Origin of the sequence: Aeromonas sp. R1-1 (genome assembly GCF_040908495.1) — a bacterium.
In the GTDB taxonomy this organism is placed as follows: domain Bacteria; phylum Pseudomonadota; class Gammaproteobacteria; order Enterobacterales; family Aeromonadaceae; genus Aeromonas; species Aeromonas veronii.
The window spans coordinates 1-19024 of record NZ_JBFODV010000118.1 but is presented as its reverse complement, the minus strand read 5'-3'; the positions used below and the strand labels follow the sequence as shown (position 1 = coordinate 19024).

17 protein-coding genes and 6 tRNA genes are annotated in these 19024 nt (G+C 58.3%); 9 read left to right on the top strand and 14 right to left on the bottom strand.

Features of this window, described 5'->3' with window-relative positions:
* Positions 1–136 precede the first annotated feature (136 nt).
* Positions 137–224: transfer RNA gene (locus AB5Y92_RS07070), tRNA-Ser, on the bottom strand.
* A gap of 197 nt (positions 225–421) precedes the next feature.
* On the opposite strand from AB5Y92_RS07070, the gene AB5Y92_RS07065 reads away from it, so the two are divergent.
* Both AB5Y92_RS07065 and AB5Y92_RS07060 read left to right on the top strand, forming a co-directional pair.
* On the top strand, positions 422–1171 hold the full coding sequence (locus AB5Y92_RS07065; RefSeq protein WP_164535999.1) for a DsbA family protein: 750 nt from the start codon (positions 422–424) through the stop codon (positions 1169–1171).
* A 296-nt stretch (positions 1172–1467) separates the two neighbouring features.
* Positions 1468–2370, top strand: a complete 903-nt coding sequence (locus AB5Y92_RS07060; protein ID WP_368226152.1) for a TSUP family transporter — start codon at positions 1468–1470, stop codon at positions 2368–2370.
* Here the strand turns inward: AB5Y92_RS07060 and AB5Y92_RS07055 are convergent.
* Together AB5Y92_RS07055 and hemL are read right to left on the bottom strand one after the other, a co-directional pair.
* Positions 2285–3100, bottom strand: coding sequence for a hypothetical protein (locus AB5Y92_RS07055; protein ID WP_368226151.1), 816 nt, complete (start codon positions 3098–3100; stop codon positions 2285–2287). The two genes, AB5Y92_RS07060 and AB5Y92_RS07055, sit on opposite strands and share 86 nt — an antisense overlap.
* Positions 3101–3317: 217 nt before the next feature.
* Complete coding sequence (hemL, locus tag AB5Y92_RS07050) at positions 3318–4604, bottom strand: glutamate-1-semialdehyde 2,1-aminomutase (RefSeq protein WP_029302267.1); 1287 nt, start codon at positions 4602–4604, stop codon at positions 3318–3320.
* A gap of 244 nt (positions 4605–4848) precedes the next feature.
* Between hemL and clcA the strand changes: the two genes are divergently transcribed.
* From clcA to erpA, 3 genes are all read left to right on the top strand, one after another.
* The gene (clcA, locus tag AB5Y92_RS07045) at positions 4849–6237 is read left to right on the top strand and encodes a H(+)/Cl(-) exchange transporter ClcA (RefSeq protein ID WP_111901727.1); all 1389 of its coding nucleotides are present in this window, start codon (positions 4849–4851) and stop codon (positions 6235–6237) included.
* A 91-nt stretch (positions 6238–6328) separates the two neighbouring features.
* Positions 6329–7024 carry a DUF6776 family protein gene (locus AB5Y92_RS07040; protein ID WP_005343032.1) on the top strand — a complete coding sequence of 232 codons (696 nt, stop codon included), beginning with the start codon at positions 6329–6331 and terminating at the stop codon, positions 7022–7024.
* Between the two features lie 87 nt (positions 7025–7111).
* Positions 7112–7462, top strand: coding sequence for an iron-sulfur cluster insertion protein ErpA (gene erpA, locus AB5Y92_RS07035; protein WP_005340225.1), 351 nt, complete (start codon positions 7112–7114; stop codon positions 7460–7462).
* A 139-nt stretch (positions 7463–7601) separates the two neighbouring features.
* Here erpA and nhaC read toward each other — a convergent pair whose 3' ends face one another.
* Positions 7602–9011 (bottom strand): Na+/H+ antiporter NhaC, encoded by a 1410-nt coding sequence (gene nhaC, locus AB5Y92_RS07030; RefSeq protein ID WP_368226148.1) that lies wholly within the window; start codon positions 9009–9011, stop codon positions 7602–7604.
* A gap of 301 nt (positions 9012–9312) precedes the next feature.
* On the opposite strand from nhaC, the gene AB5Y92_RS07025 reads away from it, so the two are divergent.
* Positions 9313–9522: a hypothetical protein gene (locus AB5Y92_RS07025; protein WP_005343034.1), complete on the top strand. Its 210-nt coding sequence runs from the start codon at positions 9313–9315 to the stop codon at positions 9520–9522.
* Here the strand turns inward: AB5Y92_RS07025 and AB5Y92_RS07020 are convergent.
* From AB5Y92_RS07020 to rsmC, 9 genes are all read right to left on the bottom strand, one after another.
* On the bottom strand, positions 9517–9789 hold the full coding sequence (locus AB5Y92_RS07020; RefSeq protein WP_005343036.1) for a late competence development ComFB family protein: 273 nt from the start codon (positions 9787–9789) through the stop codon (positions 9517–9519). The two genes, AB5Y92_RS07025 and AB5Y92_RS07020, sit on opposite strands and share 6 nt — an antisense overlap.
* Before the next feature lie 109 nt (positions 9790–9898).
* Positions 9899–9984 (bottom strand) — tRNA-Leu (locus AB5Y92_RS07015).
* A 71-nt stretch (positions 9985–10055) separates the two neighbouring features.
* Positions 10056–10142, bottom strand: a tRNA-Leu gene (locus AB5Y92_RS07010).
* Between the two features lie 46 nt (positions 10143–10188).
* Positions 10189–10274, bottom strand: a tRNA-Leu gene (locus AB5Y92_RS07005).
* Between the two features lie 44 nt (positions 10275–10318).
* Positions 10319–10404, bottom strand: a tRNA-Leu gene (locus AB5Y92_RS07000).
* A gap of 53 nt (positions 10405–10457) precedes the next feature.
* Positions 10458–10543 (bottom strand) — tRNA-Leu (locus tag AB5Y92_RS06995).
* 128 nt (positions 10544–10671) lie between these two features.
* The gene (gene glgA, locus AB5Y92_RS06990) at positions 10672–12132 is read right to left on the bottom strand and encodes a glycogen synthase GlgA (protein ID WP_058058561.1); all 1461 of its coding nucleotides are present in this window, start codon (positions 12130–12132) and stop codon (positions 10672–10674) included.
* Positions 12122–13339 (bottom strand): glucose-1-phosphate adenylyltransferase, encoded by a 1218-nt coding sequence (gene glgC, locus AB5Y92_RS06985; RefSeq protein WP_058056511.1) that lies wholly within the window; start codon positions 13337–13339, stop codon positions 12122–12124. Before glgC ends, glgA begins: the two co-directional genes overlap by 11 nt.
* A 151-nt stretch (positions 13340–13490) precedes the next feature.
* Positions 13491–14519: a 16S rRNA (guanine(1207)-N(2))-methyltransferase RsmC gene (gene rsmC, locus AB5Y92_RS06980; protein ID WP_368226146.1), complete on the bottom strand. Its 1029-nt coding sequence runs from the start codon at positions 14517–14519 to the stop codon at positions 13491–13493.
* Positions 14520–14799: 280 nt separating this feature from the next.
* Between rsmC and dapA the strand changes: the two genes are divergently transcribed.
* The gene (dapA, locus tag AB5Y92_RS06975; protein ID WP_100654624.1) at positions 14800–15672 is read left to right on the top strand and encodes a 4-hydroxy-tetrahydrodipicolinate synthase; all 873 of its coding nucleotides are present in this window, start codon (positions 14800–14802) and stop codon (positions 15670–15672) included.
* Between the two features lie 91 nt (positions 15673–15763).
* Here the strand turns inward: dapA and AB5Y92_RS06970 are convergent, their stop codons facing one another.
* Positions 15764–16732 (bottom strand): inorganic triphosphatase, encoded by a 969-nt coding sequence (locus tag AB5Y92_RS06970; protein WP_368226143.1) that lies wholly within the window; start codon positions 16730–16732, stop codon positions 15764–15766.
* A gap of 169 nt (positions 16733–16901) precedes the next feature.
* On the opposite strand from AB5Y92_RS06970, the gene AB5Y92_RS06965 reads away from it, so the two are divergent.
* Together AB5Y92_RS06965 and AB5Y92_RS06960 are read left to right on the top strand one after the other, a co-directional pair.
* Complete coding sequence (locus AB5Y92_RS06965) at positions 16902–17582, top strand: TIGR00153 family protein (RefSeq protein WP_005340244.1); 681 nt, start codon at positions 16902–16904, stop codon at positions 17580–17582.
* A gap of 25 nt (positions 17583–17607) precedes the next feature.
* Positions 17608–18873, top strand: coding sequence for an inorganic phosphate transporter (locus AB5Y92_RS06960; RefSeq protein WP_005343043.1), 1266 nt, complete (start codon positions 17608–17610; stop codon positions 18871–18873).
* Positions 18874–19024 lie beyond the last annotated feature (151 nt).

Genomic DNA, 19024 nt, shown 5'->3' with positions numbered 1-19024 from the left:
GATGCTGGAGCGTTACGGGAGGGGGGTGAATATCAAAGCATGTTTGCATGAGGCGCTGGGGCGCCCCATGCAACACGTAATTGGGACATAGCCAATAAAAAGCCCACGCAACATGGTTGCATGGGCTCGGTATAAATGGCGGAGGAGGTGGGATTTGAACCCACGGATGGTCGCCCATCGCCGGTTTTCAAGACCGGTGCATTCAGCCGCTCTGCCACCCCTCCGCAGCAGTGCGGCGAATATTACCATGCTGATCCGGCTTGTAAATCCCTGTCCGGTTTGATTGCTGGTTAATTGCGCGAAATGACATGAAAAAGTGGCAATCAGGGCGCATAAAGCGCTTTTTTGGCCAGATAGCTTGACTTGAAAACAGACTCAACCACTATAGTGGCCTCTATCATATCCTCTGCAAGATAACGTTATGACTATTAAAAATGCCCTGTTTTGCGCGCTGGCTGGCGTGACCCTGCTGGCGACGCCAGTACATGCAAGCGAGCTGACCAAAAGCGATGTCGAGCAAATCGTTCGCGACTATCTGGTCAAGAACCCCGAGATCCTGGTCGAGATGTCCAATGCCCTGCGTGCCAAGCAAGAGAGCCAGCAGGCCGAGAGTGACAAGGCGCTGATCAAGGCTCACTCCAAGCAGCTTTATGCCAATCAGGATCCCGAGATGGGGAATCCGAAGGCGTCGCTGACCATTGTGGAGTTTTTCGATTACAACTGCGGTTACTGCAAGCGGGCCCATCCGTTGGTCAAGCAGCTGATGTCGGAAGACAAAGGCATCCGGTACATCTACAAGCAGTTCCCCATTCTGAGCGAAACCTCCTATTTCGCCGCGCGTGCCGCACTGGCCGTTCAGTTGGGTCAGCCCGACAAGTACCAAGCTTTCCATGAGAAGCTCTATGCCCATCAGGGCCCGCTCTCCGATGAAGCGCAGGTCAAGAAGGTGGCAGAAGAGGCCGGTGTTAACTGGAGCAAGGTAGAGGCCAAGATCAAGGATGGCAGCATTGACCAGAACCTCGGTACCAACCGTGCGTTGGCTGAAGCGCTCGGTATCTCCGGTACCCCGGCCTTCATCATCGGTGATCAGATCCTGCGTGGTGCACCACGGGATTTGGCCAGCCTGAAGAGCTTTATCAAGGACGTGCGTGCTGGCAAGAGCATTCAATAAGCAGTTGCCATGGTCGAGGGCCCAGCGCCTCGGCCAGATACAGAAAGAGGGTCGGTATCACTACCGGCCCTCTTTTTTATTATGTCCTTTGGCACAAGTGGTCGTCGCGAAAGGACCATAACAACGTGCTCAGGACCCGGCCTGTTGGCCTCAGTAACAAGTATTAGCAGAGTCGTTCGGAGTCTATTGATAAATATTTCGCCTCGCAGAGGTGTGTCGTGTGCATTGCTTAATTCCGGTCAAGATTTTTTCTGCTGCTTGCCTTAGAATCGCCGCCCGTTGCAGGAGAAACCCCTATGTTAGTTGATATTTTACGGCTGGTTTTTATAGCCGGAGGCCTCGTATTCATCTTTATGCTGGTGCAAGCCTGCTGGCGGAAGAAGCAGAGTGGATCCTTTGAGGAGACCCCCTTCTGGCCGGTGGCGTTGATCGGTGGGGTTGCCAACTTCCTCGATACCCTGGGGGTGGGCAGCTTTGCGGTAAAGACCGCCTGCTACAAGCAGTTCAAGCTGATCGATGACCGGGTGCTGCCGGGTACCCTCAATGGGCAGTGTGTGCTGCCGACCGTGACTCAGTCGCTGATCTTCGTCGGCGCAGTAGCGGTGGAGCCGCTGACGCTGATCAGCATGATGATGGCCGCCGCAGCTGGCGCAGCCTGGGGGGCTCGTCATGTGGCTTCGTTTGATCGGCAGACCATCCGGCTGGTGATGGCCATTTCCTTACTGGTCGTCGCAGGGCTTATCTTTGCCGGTTTGCTGGGGCTTTTCCCTGTAGGCGGCGATGCGATGGGGCTCAGCGGCTACAAGTTGGCGATCGCCCTGCTTGGCAATTTCATCTTCGGGGTGCTGATGAATGTCGGTATCGGCCTGTTTGCCCCCTGCATGACGTTGGTTTATCTGCTGGGGATGAATCCGCTGGCGGCGTTTCCCATTATGATGGGCTCCACCGCCGTGCTTAGCGTCTTCTCCGCAGGCACCTTTATCCGCAAAGGGGCGTTCGATGCCAAGGCGGTGCTGGCGGTAGCCATCTTCGGTCCCATCGGTGTGGTGCTGGCCGCCATGCTGGTCAAATCCATGGATATGGAGATGCTGAAGTGGCTGGTTGCCTTTATCGTCATCTATACCTCCTGGACCATGTACGCCTCCTGGCGGGCGGCGCGTCGCTCCCCTGTGCAACTGGCGGTGGAGAGCGCAGGCTAGCCTGTACCAGTGCCGCTTCGGCCTTGGCCCCCAGATAGACATAGAGACCAAGCGCCAGCAGCAACCCCACCGCACACCCCATCACCCCGACCGCAGGCCAGAGCAGCTCGCTCTGGCCGAGCGAACCCTTGAACAGCAGCAACAGCCCCTCGATGGAGACCGCGATCAGAATGGCGGCGATAAAGCGGGTGATGGTGCGGCGAATGGCGCTGTGGCGGAAGATATCCTTATGCAGCAGTACCTCCTCTTCCAGAATGGTCTTGCCCAGATCGAACACTGCCAGTGCCAGCGTCAGGAAGATAATGGCGCTAAAGGCGCCGAGCTGGTTCTGCTGCTCGCCGCACAATAGCTGGTAGAGCTGCTCCAGCCCGTGCCAGATCAGGGTGGCGACGATCAAAAACAGCGCCATGCTGAGCACCACATAGACCGCTTTGAACCAGGGCATGGCGCGGCGGCGCTCCCTGTCTCCCATCAACCAGCCAATCAGCTGATTCAGACAGACGGTGATCTCCCGTCCTTGCCCCTGCACGATAAGGTGCAGCCGGTTATGGGCCGCCGGTGCCGCAGGCTGGATGCACATCGGCCCCTGATAGTGGTCAATGCTGACGACAAAGGGATACCCCTTGAGCGAGACAAGGGGGGCGCTGAGCAGCCCCTGCAGTAGCGGGGTCAACTCCTCCTGATACTCCTGATAGCGCCGCAGCACATCGATAGGGCTCATCTCTGCCATATGGACCTCGGTGACGTGGGCTCTTGTGGTGAATGTGCAAATAGTGGGCCTGCTTTATGACAGGGATGGCAGGGCAAGTTGCACCAGAGGATGACAAATTGGTGAGTGACGAAGAGGGAATGCACCAGAACTGGGCGTATCGATGCCCTGTCTGGTGATGAAGGCACTGCAAAAGAAAAGGGCCCATGACGGGCCCTTTGCGACAACCAGCGGCGATTTAGCCAGCCAGCTTGGCGAAGCTGCGTTCGGCGGCAGCAAGGGTATGTTCGATCTCCTTGTCACCGTGAGCCAGTGACAGGAAGCCCGCCTCGTAGGCGCTCGGCGCCAGATAGACACCCTCTTCCAGCATGAGATGGTAGAAGCGCTTGAAGCGTTCCATATCGCAGCGAGTAACCTGCTCGTAGCGGGTGATTTCGGGCTCGTCGGTGAAGAAGAAGCCGAACATGCCGCCCACATAGTTGATGGCGAGCGGGATACCGTGTTTGGCTGCGGCCGCCTTCAGTCCCTCGGCAACACGAGCCGTCTTGGCGCTCAGCTGCTCATAGAGACCCGGCTCCAGCAGCAGATCCAGCATGGTCAGACCGGCAGCCATGGCTACCGGGTTACCGGAGAGAGTTCCCGCCTGATAGACAGGGCCGGTCGGTGCGATGTGTTGCATCACCTTCTTCTTGCCGCCGAAGGCGCCCACCGGCATGCCGGCACCGATGATCTTGCCAAGAGTGGTGAGATCCGGGTCGATGTTGTAGTGACCCTGGGCACCGCGCAAGGAGACGCGGAAGCCTGTCATCACTTCGTCCAGGATCAGCAGGGCTCCGAACTCGTCACAGATGGCGCGCAGCCCTTCCAGGAAGCCGGGGACCGGCGGGATGCAGTTCATGTTGCCTGCGACCGGCTCGACGATGATACAGGCGATCTCGCTGCCGTACTGGGTGAAGGCTTCACGCACCGAATCCAGATCGTTGAAGACGCAGGTCAGGGTGTGTTTGGCGAAATCGGCTGGAACGCCCGGGCTGTTGGGTTGACCCAGGGTTAGGGCGCCGGAACCGGCCTTGACCAGCAGAGAGTCGGCGTGGCCGTGGTAGCAGCCCTCGAATTTGACGATCTTGTCGCGGCCGGTGTAGCCGCGGGCCAGACGGATGGCGCTCATGGTGGCTTCGGTGCCGGAGTTGACCATCCGAACTTGCTCCATGGAGGGGACGATCTGGCGGACTTTCTCGGCCATCAGCACTTCGATCTCGGTCGGCGCACCGTAGCTCAGTCCCTTCTCAACGGCCTTGATGACGGCGGCTTTGATGGCGGGGTGGTTGTGACCCAGCAGCATGGGGCCCCATGAGCCGATGTAATCCACGTAGGCCTGACCATCCACATCATAGAGGTAGGCGCCATCGGCATGATCGATGAAGCGGGGCGTGCCGCCGACCCCATTGAAGGCGCGGACCGGTGAGTTGACGCCACCCGGAATGGTCTGGCGGGCCTGTTCAAACAGCTGATCTGATTTTGACATGGATCATCCTTAATGGGATTTTGGTCGTCACACAAGGGATTGCAGCCGATTGAGACTCGGCAGGCCGGAGCATCAGGAGTATGCTTTGCGCTCTCGCCACCCGGACTCTCGGTCTGCTCCCGTGACAAAAATTTAACGGGCCGACTATAGCAGAAAGCCCCAGCCCTGGGCAGCCGAGCAACGCGCCGGGTGATCCTGATCTCAGCTAGCTGACGATATGGTTTTTCCAAGTTGGTGTAACAAGATGGCGCAACAAGCTCTCTCCTCTGAAGCAGATGCCTCTTCGCGGGGGCCGCTTTCCCGCATTATCCGGCAAGACAAGATGCCCTTGCTGGTGCTGCTGCTGGCGGCGCTGGTCGGCACCCTGGCCGGACTGGTGTGCGGCCTGTTCGAATCGGGTGTCCACTGGCTGGCAGAACAACGTGTCGATTTGCTGGCAGACCGTCCCTGGTGGCAGCTCGGTCTGCTTGGCTTTGGCTTCAGCGCCTTGTTGGGATTTGTCGGCTACTTCCTCACTCATACCTTTGCCCCGGAAGCGGGGGGCTCCGGCATTCCCGAGATCGAGGGGGCGATGGACGATCTGCGCCCGGTACGGTGGTGGCGAGTGTTGCCGGTCAAGTTCTTCGGCGGCATCTGTACCCTGAGCTCCGGTATGGTGCTGGGGCGGGAGGGGCCTTCGGTACAGATCGGCGGCAACCTCGGCAAGATGGTGGCGGATATCTTCCGGTTGCCAAAGGAGCATGGCCACGCCCTGTTGGCAGCCGGTGCGGCGGGCGGTCTGGCGGCAGCCTTCAATGCGCCACTGGCAGGCATCCTGTTCGTGATGGAGGAGATGCGACCGCAATTCCGCTACTCCTTTCTGGCCATCAAGGCGGTGGGGATCTCCGCCATCATGGCGACCTTGATGTTGCAGAACATGAAAGGGCAGGGGGCGGTGATCACCTTGCCCCACTACGATGCGCCCGCCCTCAAGGCGCTCTGGCTGTTCCTTTTTATGGGAGCCACCTTCGGGGTGCTCGGTTTTGTCTTCAACAAGCTGGTGCTGGCCTGTCAGGATGGTTATCTGGCGTTGCATCAGAACAAGCGCCACCGTTTTGTGGCCATCGGCATGCTGGTCGCCGGAACGTTTGGCGTGCTGTCGCTGTTTGCTCCCGCGGTGACGGGGGGCGGCACCGAGCTTATTCCCCATCTGATGGGGGATGAGTATGCGATGGCGACCCTGTTCCTCATCTTCTCGGTGCGGCTGGTTGCGACCCTCATCTGCTTCTGCTCCGGTGCCCCTGGCGGGGTGTTTGCGCCGACCCTGGCGTTGGGCACCCTGTTTGGCGTGGTGTTCGGCCATCTGTTTCATGCGGCGTTTCCGGAGCTTGGCATCGAGCCCGGCGCCTTTGCCATCGCCGGAATGGGGGCTCTCTTTGCTGCCACCGTGCGCGCCCCCATCACGGGTATCGTGCTGGTCACCGAGATGACCGACAACTATCAGCTGATCCTGCCGATGATGATTACCACGGTTGGGGCGACTCTGGTTGCCCAGTGGCTGGGTGGCCGACCGATCTATTCCCAGATCCTGGAGCGAACTTTACGGCTCGCCGCGCGTCAAAAGCGGGGTGATGGCAGCGCCACGGCCAGTTAATTTTTCCCTTTATCGTCTTTGGCCCCGGTCAGGGCGGTATAGTGAAGGGAGAGGCGCTGCCGTAAATGGCGTGATAACGGGATGAGGGGCTATGTCCAATCTATTGAAGTTATTGGTCGTGTTAGCCGTTGGCGGGCTCATTGGTTACTTTGTCGGTAACCGTCAGGAGCTGGCCCAGAGCAGTCTGTTGGTGGTACAGCAGGAGACGCTGGATCGTCAGGGCAAGGCCATCGGCCAGCTCAAGACCGAATTGGGGGTGAAAGATACCCAGCTGGCGACCCAGAAAGCGGCCTTCGAGCAGTTGCAGACCACCTTGAAGAGTCAGGAGGCGCAGGTGCAGGAGCTCAAGCGCCAGCTGGCCTTTTTCGAGCGGATCATGCGCCCCACCGGCGAACAGGTGGGGGTAGTGATCGACAACCTGACTCTGCAGGAGACCAGCATTCCCGGTCGCTACCACTATCGTCTCGCCCTGACCCAGCCCGCCAAAAAGCGGGAGCTGTTCCGTGGTCAGGTGCAGATCCGGGTCGAGGGGAGCCTGGCTGACAAGCCGAAGACGCTGACCGGTCGCGATCTCGGAATGAAGGTGAGCGAGTGGCGTTATGCCCTGCGTTATTTCCAGCTGCTGGAAGGGAATTGGCAGTTGCCGGAAGGCTTTGTGCCGGATCGGATCCGTGTCACCATCAACAAGGACGGCAGGCAACCGGCGCAAGAGCTGCTGGTTGAGTGGGGTGAGGTGATCAAGCCGCTGGTCGCTGCACCGCCTGCTCCGGTTCCCGCGGCCGGTTAAACGTGGTGAATACTTGAACTGAATGGTCGGGTATTGGATAATTTCGCGGTTTCCATGTTTGTGGATCTAATGGTTGTGAGGTCAGTAATGAGTGCAGTAGCAGAAGCCCCGCTGCCCATCCAGATGACGGATGCGGCGGCCAACAAGGTGAAGAACCTGATCACCGAGGAAGAGAATCCCGAGCTGAAGCTGCGGGTATACATCACGGGTGGGGGCTGCTCCGGTTTCCAGTATGGCTTTACCTTTGATGAGAAGATCAACGACGGGGACACCGTAGTCGAGAAGAATGGCGTCACCATGGTGATCGATCCCATGAGCCTGCAATATCTGGTAGGCGGCAGTGTGGATTACACCGAGGGTCTGGAAGGTTCACGCTTTACCGTGACCAACCCCAACGCCACCACGACCTGTGGCTGTGGCTCCAGCTTCTCCATCTGATCGGCGTTATCGGCCTGATGAAACGGCTCTCGGCAACGAGGGCTGTTTTTGTTTGTGGTGCCCAGTGCGCTCCATCAAACAGCATTTCTCTGAAACAACAAAGGCGCCTCGATGGCGCCTTTGTTGTTTGCAGAATGGCTTAGCGGGAGCTTGCCGCCGCGACCAGCGGGATCCGGTTCACTGCCTTGCCCATGTAGGCGAGGGTGATGGTAACAATGATGCAGGTGAAGCTCAGCCACATGTAGGGCAGGTAGTCGAGGGTTGCCACCCCCAGAACCCCGGCCATGAAGATGCCGTTGTCGCTCCAGGGCACCATGCCGCAGGTGAGGGTGCCGCCAAACTCGGCGTTGCGAGAGAGGTTCTTGCGCGCCAGTCCCAGTCGGTCGTAGTTTTTGGCCATGATCTTGGGGGTCAGGATCAGCGACACATACATGGCCGAGCCGAACACGTTGGCCAGAAACGCGGTGCCGATGGTGTGGCTGGTCAGGCTGCCGACGCTATTGATGCGCTTCTCGAAGGCGCTGGCGATCACTTCCAGAATACCGACCTTCTCCAGCAGGCCGCCAAACCCGAGACCGAAGATGATGACCGCAACCGAACCCAGCATGGACTCCATGCCGCCGCGACCGAGAATGTTGTCGATAAAGTCGATGCCGGAGGTGATGGCAAATGGACTATAAGCCGAGTGCATCGCCTTGACCGGATCCATGCCCTGGAAGGCGATGGCCCAGATCAGGCCCAGCAGGGCGCCGAAGCTGATCACCGGGAAGGCGGGTTTGCGGTTGGCCAGCAGACCCAGCACCAGCACTACGGGGACTATGGCCAGCGGAGTGATGTTGAACTGGTTGTCGAGGGCCTCCATCACCAGATTGACCTGCTCCAGGCTGACGTTGCCCGAATACTGCATGCCCACCACGGTGAACAGCACGGCGGTGATGACATAGGAGAGCAGGCTGATGGGCAGCATCCCCTTGATATGCTCCACCACGTCGACGTTGGACATGGTCGAAGCCAGCACTACTGAGTCGGAGAGCGGAGAGAGCTTGTCACCGAAGTAGACGCCGGAGAGCACGGCACCGGCTACCAGCGGCGCAGGCACGCCGAGGCTGTGGCCGATCCCCATCATGGCGATACCGGCGGTGGCGGCAGAGCCCCAGGAGGTGCCGGTGGCCAGCGAGGTCAGGGAGCAGATGATCAGGGTTGCCAGCAGGAAGATGGACGGGTGGATCACCTTGAGGCCGAAGTAGATAATGCTGGGGACTATGCCACCGGCAATCCAGGTGCCGACCAGGGCTCCGACGGAGACCAGGATCAGGATGGCCCCCATCCCCTTGGCAACGCCGTCAACGGCAGCCTGCTCCAGGGATTTGTAATCGTGGCCGAGTTTGATGCCAAGTCCCATGATGACGAACCAGGCGATGAACAGCGCCAGCTGGATCGGCAGATCGAGCACGCTGGTGAACGAGAATGCCAGGGCCAGGAAAATGGCCAGACAGGTAAACACCTGTGCCATGCCCGGTAGTCGGATGTGGTTTTGTTGGTTTTGCATAGATACTTCCTAAACTCTTGCTCGCCAAGGTCACTCCCTCTCGTCCTGTGGATACATCGATCCCGAGGAGGCAACCCAAAAAGAGGCCGCAATCTACCACAAACCCGAAGGGTTAAAGCCCCATCAAATTGGCAAAAATGCACATTTGATTGAAAAAATCACAAATTAGTTGATCTCATAACCCGTTTTTGAGCGGCCTGTTGACACAAAGGGTCACATACGAAGCTTTCCTGTGACGCCACTTGCATCCCCAATAGATGAAGATGATAATTATTATCAATTGTTGGTTGGGGAGAAAACAATGCGCTGGATATTGCGGGGTATGATGTTGCTGGTGGCGGTGGCCGTACTCGCATGGGGTCAGGATAAAGAGTACGGCACCTGGAGTGTAGGTTTTCTGCTGGCTGCCTGGGTGATGCTGGAGCCCGGATTGCGCCCCGCCTTGATCTTGCTGCCAGTGGCCGGGTTGACCGGTATCGTCACCCTGCTCTGGCAGCAGCCATGGTTATGAGCTTTTGACGGGAGCCTGCTTGATCTTCTGCTGTGCCACCTTGAGCGATTCGACCACCAGTTTCTCCATTTCGGTACGCTTGGCGTCGGTCAGGAAGTAGATCATGTCGACATTGTGGCGAATATAGTGGGCCGGAAGCTGGTTGAGGGTGAGGCAGCAGAGGTCGGCCATCTGATCGCTGTTGAGCTTTTGCTGCAGCCCCTGTTTCTCAATCTCCTTGAGCACCAGATGTTCGTAAAAGTTGTGAATATCGGTATCCAGTATCATATGCGTTCCTTGGCATGACGATGAGCGGTGAGTCGTCAAAAGCATAGCCATAACAAGGAGTAAAAACAAAAGGCCCATCACTTTCGTGATGGGCCTTTTGCGTAATGAATGGTGCGAAGAGAGGGACTCGAACCCTCACATCCGTGGGACACTAACACCTGAAGCTAGCGCGTCTACCAATTCCGCCACCTTCGCACACTGCTTTTCTCCAGCTGGTTTTTAAATGCGGTTGGAGCGCATTGCTCTGTTTTTACATGTCAGAAGCATGGTGCGAAGAGAGGGACTCGAACCCTCACACCCGGGGGGGCACTAACACCTGAAGCTAGCGCGTCTACCAATTCCGCCACCTTCGCACATTCGGGTTTCCAGTCTGGATTTACATGCTGTCTGGATAAAGCATGGTGCGAAGAGAGGGACTCGAACCCTCACATCCGTGGGACACTAACACCTGAAGCTAGCGCGTCTACCAATTCCGCCACCTTCGCACATTGTGTTACCAGTTTTGATTTACATGCTGTCTGGAGAAGCATGGTGCGAAGAGAGGGACTCGAACCCTCACACCCGGGGGGCACTAACACCTGAAGCTAGCGCGTCTACCAATTTCGCCACCTTCGCACATTCGGGTTTTCTAGTTGGATTTACATGCTGCTGAATCAGCATGGCAGTATTGGTGCGAAGAGAGGGACTCGAACCCTCACATCCGTGGGACACTAACACCTGAAGCTAGCGCGTCTACCAATTCCGCCACCTTCGCATCACTGCGGAGGGGGATTCTATAGAGTTTTGGGGGAGCGTCAACAGCCAAAGGGGACTTTTTTCGCTGTTGACGCTCAAAGTGAAGTCAAGGGTACAAAACTTCAGCAATCAGCTGACGTTTGGCATTCAGTAACGGCCCAATGCGTTCTGATACATCCGTTCATACTGGGTGACTGAGTCAGGCCAGTTGAAGCGGGTGCTCATGGCATTGCGCTGCACCTTGGCAAAACGCTCTTTGTCCTGCAGGAAATAGAGCAGGCTGCGGCGCATGGTATCGAGCAGGATAGCGGCAGTCGGATCGTTGAAGCAGAAGCCGGTGGCATGTTCGGGATCGGCATCCCAATCCACCACGGTATCTTTCAGACCACCCACGGCCCGCACCAGTGGCAGGGTGCCATAGGCGAGACTGTACATCTGGTTGAGGCCGCAAGGCTCGAACAGCGAGGGCATCAGGAAAAAGTCGGCACCGGCTTCGACCAGATGAGCCAGCCGATCGTCATAGGTGTTGATGAAGGCGAGCTTGCCCGGATAATCCCGGGCCATGGTTTGCAGTTGCGTGGCGAGCGCAGGATCGCCAGAGCCGACGATCACCACTTGTACCTGATGGTGGAGGAATTTCTCCAGCGCAGGGAGCAGCAGGGGAACGCCCTTTTGCTCGGTCAGGCGGCAAACCATGCCGTAGATGGGCAAGTCCGCCACGGCCAGCCCCGCTTCCTGTTGCAGGCTCTCTTTGCAGATCTGTTTGCCAGCCATGTTGTCGATGCTGTAGGTCGCAGGCAGGAATTCGTCGAACTCAGGATCCCAGTCCTTGTAGTCGCAGCCGTTGAGTATGCCGCAGAGATCCGCCGCCCGCTGCTGGAAGATATGCGCCATGCCGTGGGCGCCGAGGTGAGTCAGCAGCTCCTGGGCATAGTTGGGGCTGACCGCATTGATCTTGTCGGCGTAGAGCACCCCGCATTTGAGCAGATTGACGTGGCCGTAGTCGTAGTTGATGCGGCGTTCGTAGTCGGCGATCTCGGGCATGGCCCAGAATTGCTCGCGGCCAAACACCCCCTGAAACGCCGCATTGTGAATGCTAATTACGCTGCGGGTCTGCTGGAAGAAGGGGTTGTGGGCGTGACGGGTTTTCAGCAGCAGTGGCAGCAGGCCGGTGTGCCAGTCATTGCAGTGGGCGATATCAGGGGCAAAGCCGAGCTGCTCGCAGGCATGGAGGGCCGCGGCCGAGAAGAAGGCAAAGCGCTCGCCATTATCCGGATAGGCCTGATTGTTCTCGGCGTAGAGCTGGGGACGATCGAAATATTGCGGGCAGTCGAGCAGATAGACGCAGACGCCATCCAGCTCCATCTGGTAGATGCGATAACCGATATCAGGCAGCCCGGGGTGGGTTGGCAACCAGCGTGACGCCACCAGTCTGGCCTCATCCCGTCGCTTTATCGTCTTGTAGAAGGGGAGCATGATCCTGACATCATGCCCCTTCTGGGCCAGGTACATCGGCAGGGCTCTGGCGACATCGGCCAGGCCCCCGGTCTTGACCAGCCCCTCAACTTCCGAGGCAACAAACAGGATTTTCAGTGGGTTAATAGCCAACTCTTGCTCCCTTAGGTACCACCACAATACCGCCTTCGGATACGGTAAATCGCTCTCTATCGTGGTCCAGATTTTCACCGATAACGGTGCCGGGCGCAATTTCAACATTTTTATCTATAATCGCGCGCCGGATGGAGCACCCTTCACCAATCTTCACGTCCCCCAGCAGCACGGACTCACTGATATGGCTGCACGCGCCGATATTGCAGCGGAAACCGAGGATGGACCGCTGGATCTGGCTGCCCTGAATGAAGCAACCGGCGGAGATCAGCGAGTTGGCAATCTTCACCTTGCACTCGTCGCTGTCGATGAAGGTGGCAGGCGGCAGCGCCGGATAGTGGGTGTGCAGGGGCCACTTGCGGTTATAGAGGGAGAAGGGGGGATTGTCGGCCACCAGGTCCATGTGCGCTTGCCAGTAAGAGTCGAGGGTGCCCACATCCCGCCAGTAGACGTGCGGTTTCTCGCCGGGGATGACGTTGGTGCTGTAGTCATAGACATAGACGGGGGCGCGCGGGTAGAGGCTCGGGATCACATCCTTGCCAAAGTCGTGGCTGGAGTTCTCCTCGGCGGCATCCCGCTTCAACTCGCGGCAAAGCGCCTCGGTCTCGAATATGTAGTTGCCCATGGAGACAAGTGCCTGGGTGGGATCGCCGGGAATGTGTTTCGGCTGTTTCGGTTTCTCCTGAAAGCCGATCATCCGCCCTTCGGCATCCACCTCGATCACCCCGAAGGCGCTCGCTTCTTCGATGGGCATGCGAAGTGCCGCGACCGTCATGGCGGCGTTCTTCTGCTTGTGGAAGGTGACCATCTGGCTCACATCCATCTTGTAGATGTGGTCGGAGCCGAAGATGCAGACGTGATCCGGTTCGGCCCGCTCGATAAAACCGAGGTTCTGGTAGATAGCATCGGCGGTGCCGTCATACCAGCGTTTGCCCATCCGCATCTGGGCCGGGATAGGGTCGATAAAGCGGTCGGTGATGCCGACGATATTCCAGCCCTTCTTCATGTGCAGGTAGAGGGACTGGGATTTGAATTGGGTCAGTACATAGATGCGCAGAAAGTCGGCGTTGACGAAGTTGTTGAGGACAAAGTCGATCAGCCGGTAGCTGCCACCAAAGGGGACGGAAGGCTTGCTGCGGGTAGTGGTCAGAGGCTGCAGGCGAGTACCTTCGCCACCAGCCAGGATCATGGTCAATATGCCTGCCATCGTATTTCTCTCCCTGAATGAACAACATGAAAAGGTTTTCAAAGCTCGGCATAAAAACACCCCTAAAGGGGTGGTTTTTATCGTGCTCTTAGTACCTTACCAGATCCCGTATGGGGCTCTCTAGCTGTTTTCTTGTACTGCTTACACTTAATTACACTTTGCTCAGATAGACCTTGAATTTGGCATCACTGCTGATCACTTCAGTCCGTTTGAAGTGTGTCTCCAGTATAGGCTGGTAGCGCAAGAAGGCGTTGGCAACAATGGTCAGCGAACCATTTGACAGCAAAAATTCCGGCGCCTTGGCCAGGAACTGCTCGGTTGCCGCATAGAAGGTTTTGAGACCCGCATGGAATGGCGGGTTGGAGACGATGTGCTGGAAACGGGTGGAGACATCCGAGTAGACATCGGAAGCGGTGACCTTGCCCTGCAGACCGTTGATCGCCAGGGTGCGGCGGCTCGATTCGAGCGCCAGCGCGCTGATATCCACCATGTTGACCTGCAGATCCGGATTGCGCTTGGCCAGCACAGACCCAATCACCCCGGCGCCGCAGCCGAAATCGAGCAGCTCGCCCTTCATCGGCGGCACGGCGGCCAGCAGCATCTGGGTGCCGAGATCCAGCTCGGCGGCGCTGAATACGCCGGGCAGTGCCAGCACGGTAAGCTCGGTATCACCCGCCTTGCACTGGTAGCGGCCAAACCAGCTATCCAGATCGAACGGGGCGACCGGTTTGCAGAGCTCACCGTGATAGAGCGAGCAGCGGCGGGCCGAATCGCGCTTGATCGGCTTTTCGCCATAGGGGGCCAGCAGCTTGTCGGCGCCATTGATGCCGCCGCGGTTTTCACCGGCGAGGAACAGATCGGCACCCGCTTCCAGCAAGGGGGTCATCATGGCCAGCAGATATTGTGCCTCGGCCTTGGCTTTGGGCATCAGCAGCAACAGGGCATCGAAGCGCGGGGTGCCACCGAGCTGGTGGTCGAACAGGATAGCCTCGCCGAGGGCGGCCTGCTGGCTGCGGTAGTAGCAGTAATCGGTGGTAAAGACGGTCAGGGTCCGGGCCAGGCTCGCCAGCTGGCGGGGGTAGTCATCCTCCAGCGCGCCACAGACAAGTAGCCGCTTGCCGACAAAGAGGGCTTGGTTTCGTTCCAGCATCTGGCTGACGGCACTGATTGGGCTGCTCATCGGGTCTCTCCACGCAATTTTGGGCGGCCATTATACATAGCCCCTTTCGCCTTGACATTTATGCCGTGTTCCCGAAATATGCCCAGACACCATTTTTTGACCAGAGATGACGAAATGCGGTTCAACGGGTTGAAACGAAAGCACAAAAAAAGCCTGAAATTCGGGCCTGCCGACGTTCGCGCGTAACCTCTCATCCCTGAGAAGCTTCAAACCCCGGTTGCGCACATCGTACCGGGGTTTTTTATTGCCATATGCGCGTCATTTAGGAGAAGGAGATCCCATGTTTCAAGGTTCAATCGTTGCGTTGATCACCCCGTTTCGACAGGGAAAGCTGGATGAAGAGGCGCTGCTGCGTCTGGTTGAGTGGCATATCGAGCAGGGTACTCACGGCATTGTGCCGGTGGGCACCACTGGCGAAAGCCCGACCCTGACCCACGACGAGCACTGCCGGGTGGTGGAGCTGGTGGTCAAGCAGGTCGCAGGTCGTATTCCGGTGATTGCCGGGGCCGGTTCCAACAATCCGGTCGAAGCCATCGAGTACACCCTCCATGCCGAGCGGGTGGGCGCCGATGCCACTCTGCATGTGGCCGGTTACTACAACCGCCCCAATCAGGAGGGGCTCTACCACCACTTCAAGGCGGTCCACGATGCCACCGCCAAGCCGATCATCGTCTACAACATCCCGCCGCGCGCCATCGTCGACGTGCAACCCGCGACCCTGGCCCGTCTGGCGGAACTGCCGCGTATTGCCGGGGTGAAAGACGCCACTGGCGATCTTGCCCGCCCCTGGACCGAGCGCCAGCTGATCAAAAAGCCCTTCGCCTGGCTCTCCGGTGAGGATGCCACTGCGGTTGCTTACAACATCGGCGGCGGTCAGGGCTGTATCTCTGTGACCGCCAACGTGGCCCCCAAGCTGGTGGCCGAGGTTCAAAATTTGGCGCTGGCGGGCAAGTGGCAAGAAGCGCGTGAGCTGCAAGACAAGCTGATTCCGCTCCATCAGGCGATGTTTGCCGAGCCGAGCCCGGCTGGTGCCAAGTATGCCGCTTCCCTGCTCGGTTTCTGCAGCGAGGAGTGCCGCCTGCCAGTGATGCCGCTGTCGGAGGCGACTCGCGAGCGCATTCGCAGCGCCATGCAGCAGCTCAACCTGCTGTAATGCAAAACGGGTGAGCCAAGGCTCACCCGTTTTGTTTTCGGCTTTTGTTTCTGGCCTTTATTTCCGACCTTTAGTACCGGTATGGCCACGCTCAGGCTGCGTGATGCAGCCAGGCGGCGATGGCCAGTTGCAACTCGACATACGCCGGATAGAGGAAGAGATCGGCAAGCTCGGCAGGCCACTCGTCATGCTCGTCCGACTGGGCTTGCAGATGGGCTTGCAGGTTGGTCAGGGCGGGTAGCCAGGGCGCTGGTTGTGGCAGCGTGGCCGCACTGCGGGCGACCAGATCGATCCCTTGGCACAGGGCTGCGAGTGCCTGCTGTTGAATGCCTTTATCCTGAGGATGCTCCAGCCAGAGCTGCTCGTGATGCTGCCAGTGGCGCAGCCCCTCGCTTACCCCCGTTGTGCCATCCATACCTTCATGTTCGATCAGCGCCTGCAGGGCCAGCGGTTTGCCAAGACCAGCCAGTCGATAACCGCGCTGCGCCTTGGATTGCGCCCCCAGACGCACTCCACCCAGCCGGGCGAGGCGCTGCGCCAGTGCAAACAGCGCTGTGGTATCGCCCGACTTGAGCTCCAGTTCCAGCTCGTTGATCGCTGTGCGCCCCTGACTGCCGACTATCTCTCCCTGATCCCAGGCCAGTTCAATCTCGGCCCCCTCGAAGGCGATCAACCAGTGGCGGCGCAGGAAGTCGGTGCGAAATTGGGCGACCAGCTGCTGCTGAATGTGGTCGCGCTCGGTCAGAGTCGGCCAAATCTCATCGGGAAAGGCCGAGAGGGTCGGCAGATCGCCGCTGACAGGGGTGTTGTACTCGGGTCTGGCGTGCAGGCCGCCCACCACCTGGCCGCGGCATTTGATGGTCTGTTCGGCGAAGGCATCGCAGCGGCGGATCCGCAAACCCATCTCCAACTGGCGCAGGGCAAGGGTCGGCGTATCGAAATAGACGTTGCCGAGCTGCTGTTGGGATGATTCTTTAATCTCAAGAGAATTCAGCAAGTTGGATAACTCTGGTTGAATGTCGCTGGCGACAAAAAACTTTATTTCGATCTCAGTTTGCATAGTCATTCCGGGCTGGCAGGCAACTTTGGGGGGCAGGATTCGGGTCGCGGGGATATAATGCCCGCGAGACGACTAGATTAATTCGCGGTTTAATTGAGGGCGCAGTTCGGTTACCATGCGCGCCTCATAAAATCGTATCGAGTGTTTTTTCACCGACACAGGTTTGGCCATGCCAGTAAATACTATTTTGGGGCTTTTTGCCAAGTCCCCCATCAAGCCGCTGCAGAAGCATATCGTCAAGGTTCACCAGTGCTCCCAGCAGTTGGTTCCCTTCTTTGACGCCGTTGCCGAAGACCGTTGGGAAGATGCCGAGAAGATCCGGCAGCAGATCGCCCAGCTGGAAAAAGAGGCAGATACCCTCAAACGTGAAATCCGTCTGAAACTGCCTCGCGGCCTGTTCCTGCCGGTTGCACGTACCGACCTGCTGGAGCTGTTGACCCAGCAAGACAAGATTGCCAACCGTGCCAAGGATATCTCCGGTCGCATGCTTGGTCGTCGCATGGAGTTCCCCGCCGAAATGCGGACGGATTTCATGGCTTACCTCAAACGTTGTATTGATGCGACCGCTCAGGCCGAGAAAGCGATCGGGGAGCTCGACGAGCTGCTCGAGACCGGCTTCAAAGGACGGGAAGTGGAAATGGTTGCCGAGATGATCCACCAGCTGGATCTGATCGAGGACGATACAGACACCATGCAGATCGGACTGCGCCAACAGCTGCAAGCGGTTGAGCACAATTACAATCCGATCGATGTGATGTTCCTTTACAAGATCCTCGAATGGGTAGGTGACCTGGCAGATCAGGCCGAGCGCGTAGGCGCCCGTCTGGAACTGATGCTGGCTCGTTCGTAATCGACTGACTGGGTAAACACTACTAATGGACATTATCGCGAATTACGGCACCACTCTGGTGCTCGTGGCGGCCTTGTTCGGCTTTTTGATGGCTTGGGGTATTGGCGCGAATGACGTGGCCAACGCCATGGGAACATCGGTCGGCACCAAATCCCTGACCATCCGTCAGGCGATCATCATTGCCATGATCTTCGAATTTGCCGGTGCCTATCTGGCCGGTGGCGAAGTGACGGCCACCATCCGTAACGGCATCATCGACAGCAATGCGTTTGTCGATAGCCCGGACCTGCTGGTGCTCGGCATGATCGCCTCCCTGCTGGCGGCAGGCGCCTGGTTGATCCTCGCCTCCTACTTCGGCTGGCCTGTTTCCACCACTCACTCCATCATCGGCGCCATCGTCGGTTTCGCTGTGGTGAGCATTGGCCCGGAAGCGGTGCAGTGGAGCAAGTTTGGCGGCATCGTCGGCTCCTGGGTCATCACCCCGGCCATCTCAGGTGTCATTGCCTACTTCATGTTCATCAGTGTGCAGAAGCTTATCTTCAATACCGATGATCCCCTGAACAACGCCAAGCGCTATGTGCCGTTCTACATGTTCCTGACTGCTCTGGTGATCTGTCTGGTGACCATCAAGAAGGGGCTGACCCACGTCGGTCTGCACCTGAGCGATGGCGAGGGCATTCTGCTCTCCATCGCCATCTCCATCGCAGTGGCGTTTGCCGGCTGGATCTACATTCGCGGCCAGAAGTACAACCCGCAGGATGACAGCAAGATGCATTTCGCCAACGTGGAGAAGGTGTTCGGCATCCTGATGGTGATCACCGCCTGTGCCATGGCCTTTGCCCACGGCTCCAACGATGTGGCCAACGCCATTGGCCCGCTCTCTGCGGTGGCCTCTATCGTGGCTTCCGGTGGCGAGATTTCCAGTCAGGCTGCCATTGCCTGGTGGATCCTGCCCCTTGGCGGTATCGGTATCGTGATCGGTCTGGCGACCATGGGCGAGAAGGTGATGGCGACGGTCGGTACCGGCATCACTCACCTGACCCCGAGCCGTGGTTTTGCTGCCCAGCTGGCCACTGCCGCGACCGTGGTGATTGCCTCCGGTACCGGTCTGCCCATCTCCACCACCCAAACCCTGGTCGGTGCTGTGATGGGTGTCGGTCTGGCGCGCGGCATTGCGGCGCTGAATCTGGGGGTGCTGCGCAACATCGTGGTCTCCTGGATCATCACTCTGCCTGCCGGTGCCATTCTGGCTATCGCGATCTTCTACGTGCTGCAGGCCTGCTTCTCCTAATCGAAGCGGCATTCAGCAAAAAGCCCGAGTCATCGACTCGGGCTTTTTTATTGTGCGTGTCCCGTCCTGAATATGGTTTACACCTTTCCCCCTAATAAATGGAGAACCCGATGGGACAAGGTGTGAAACGGACACAGCGCGATTACTCGCT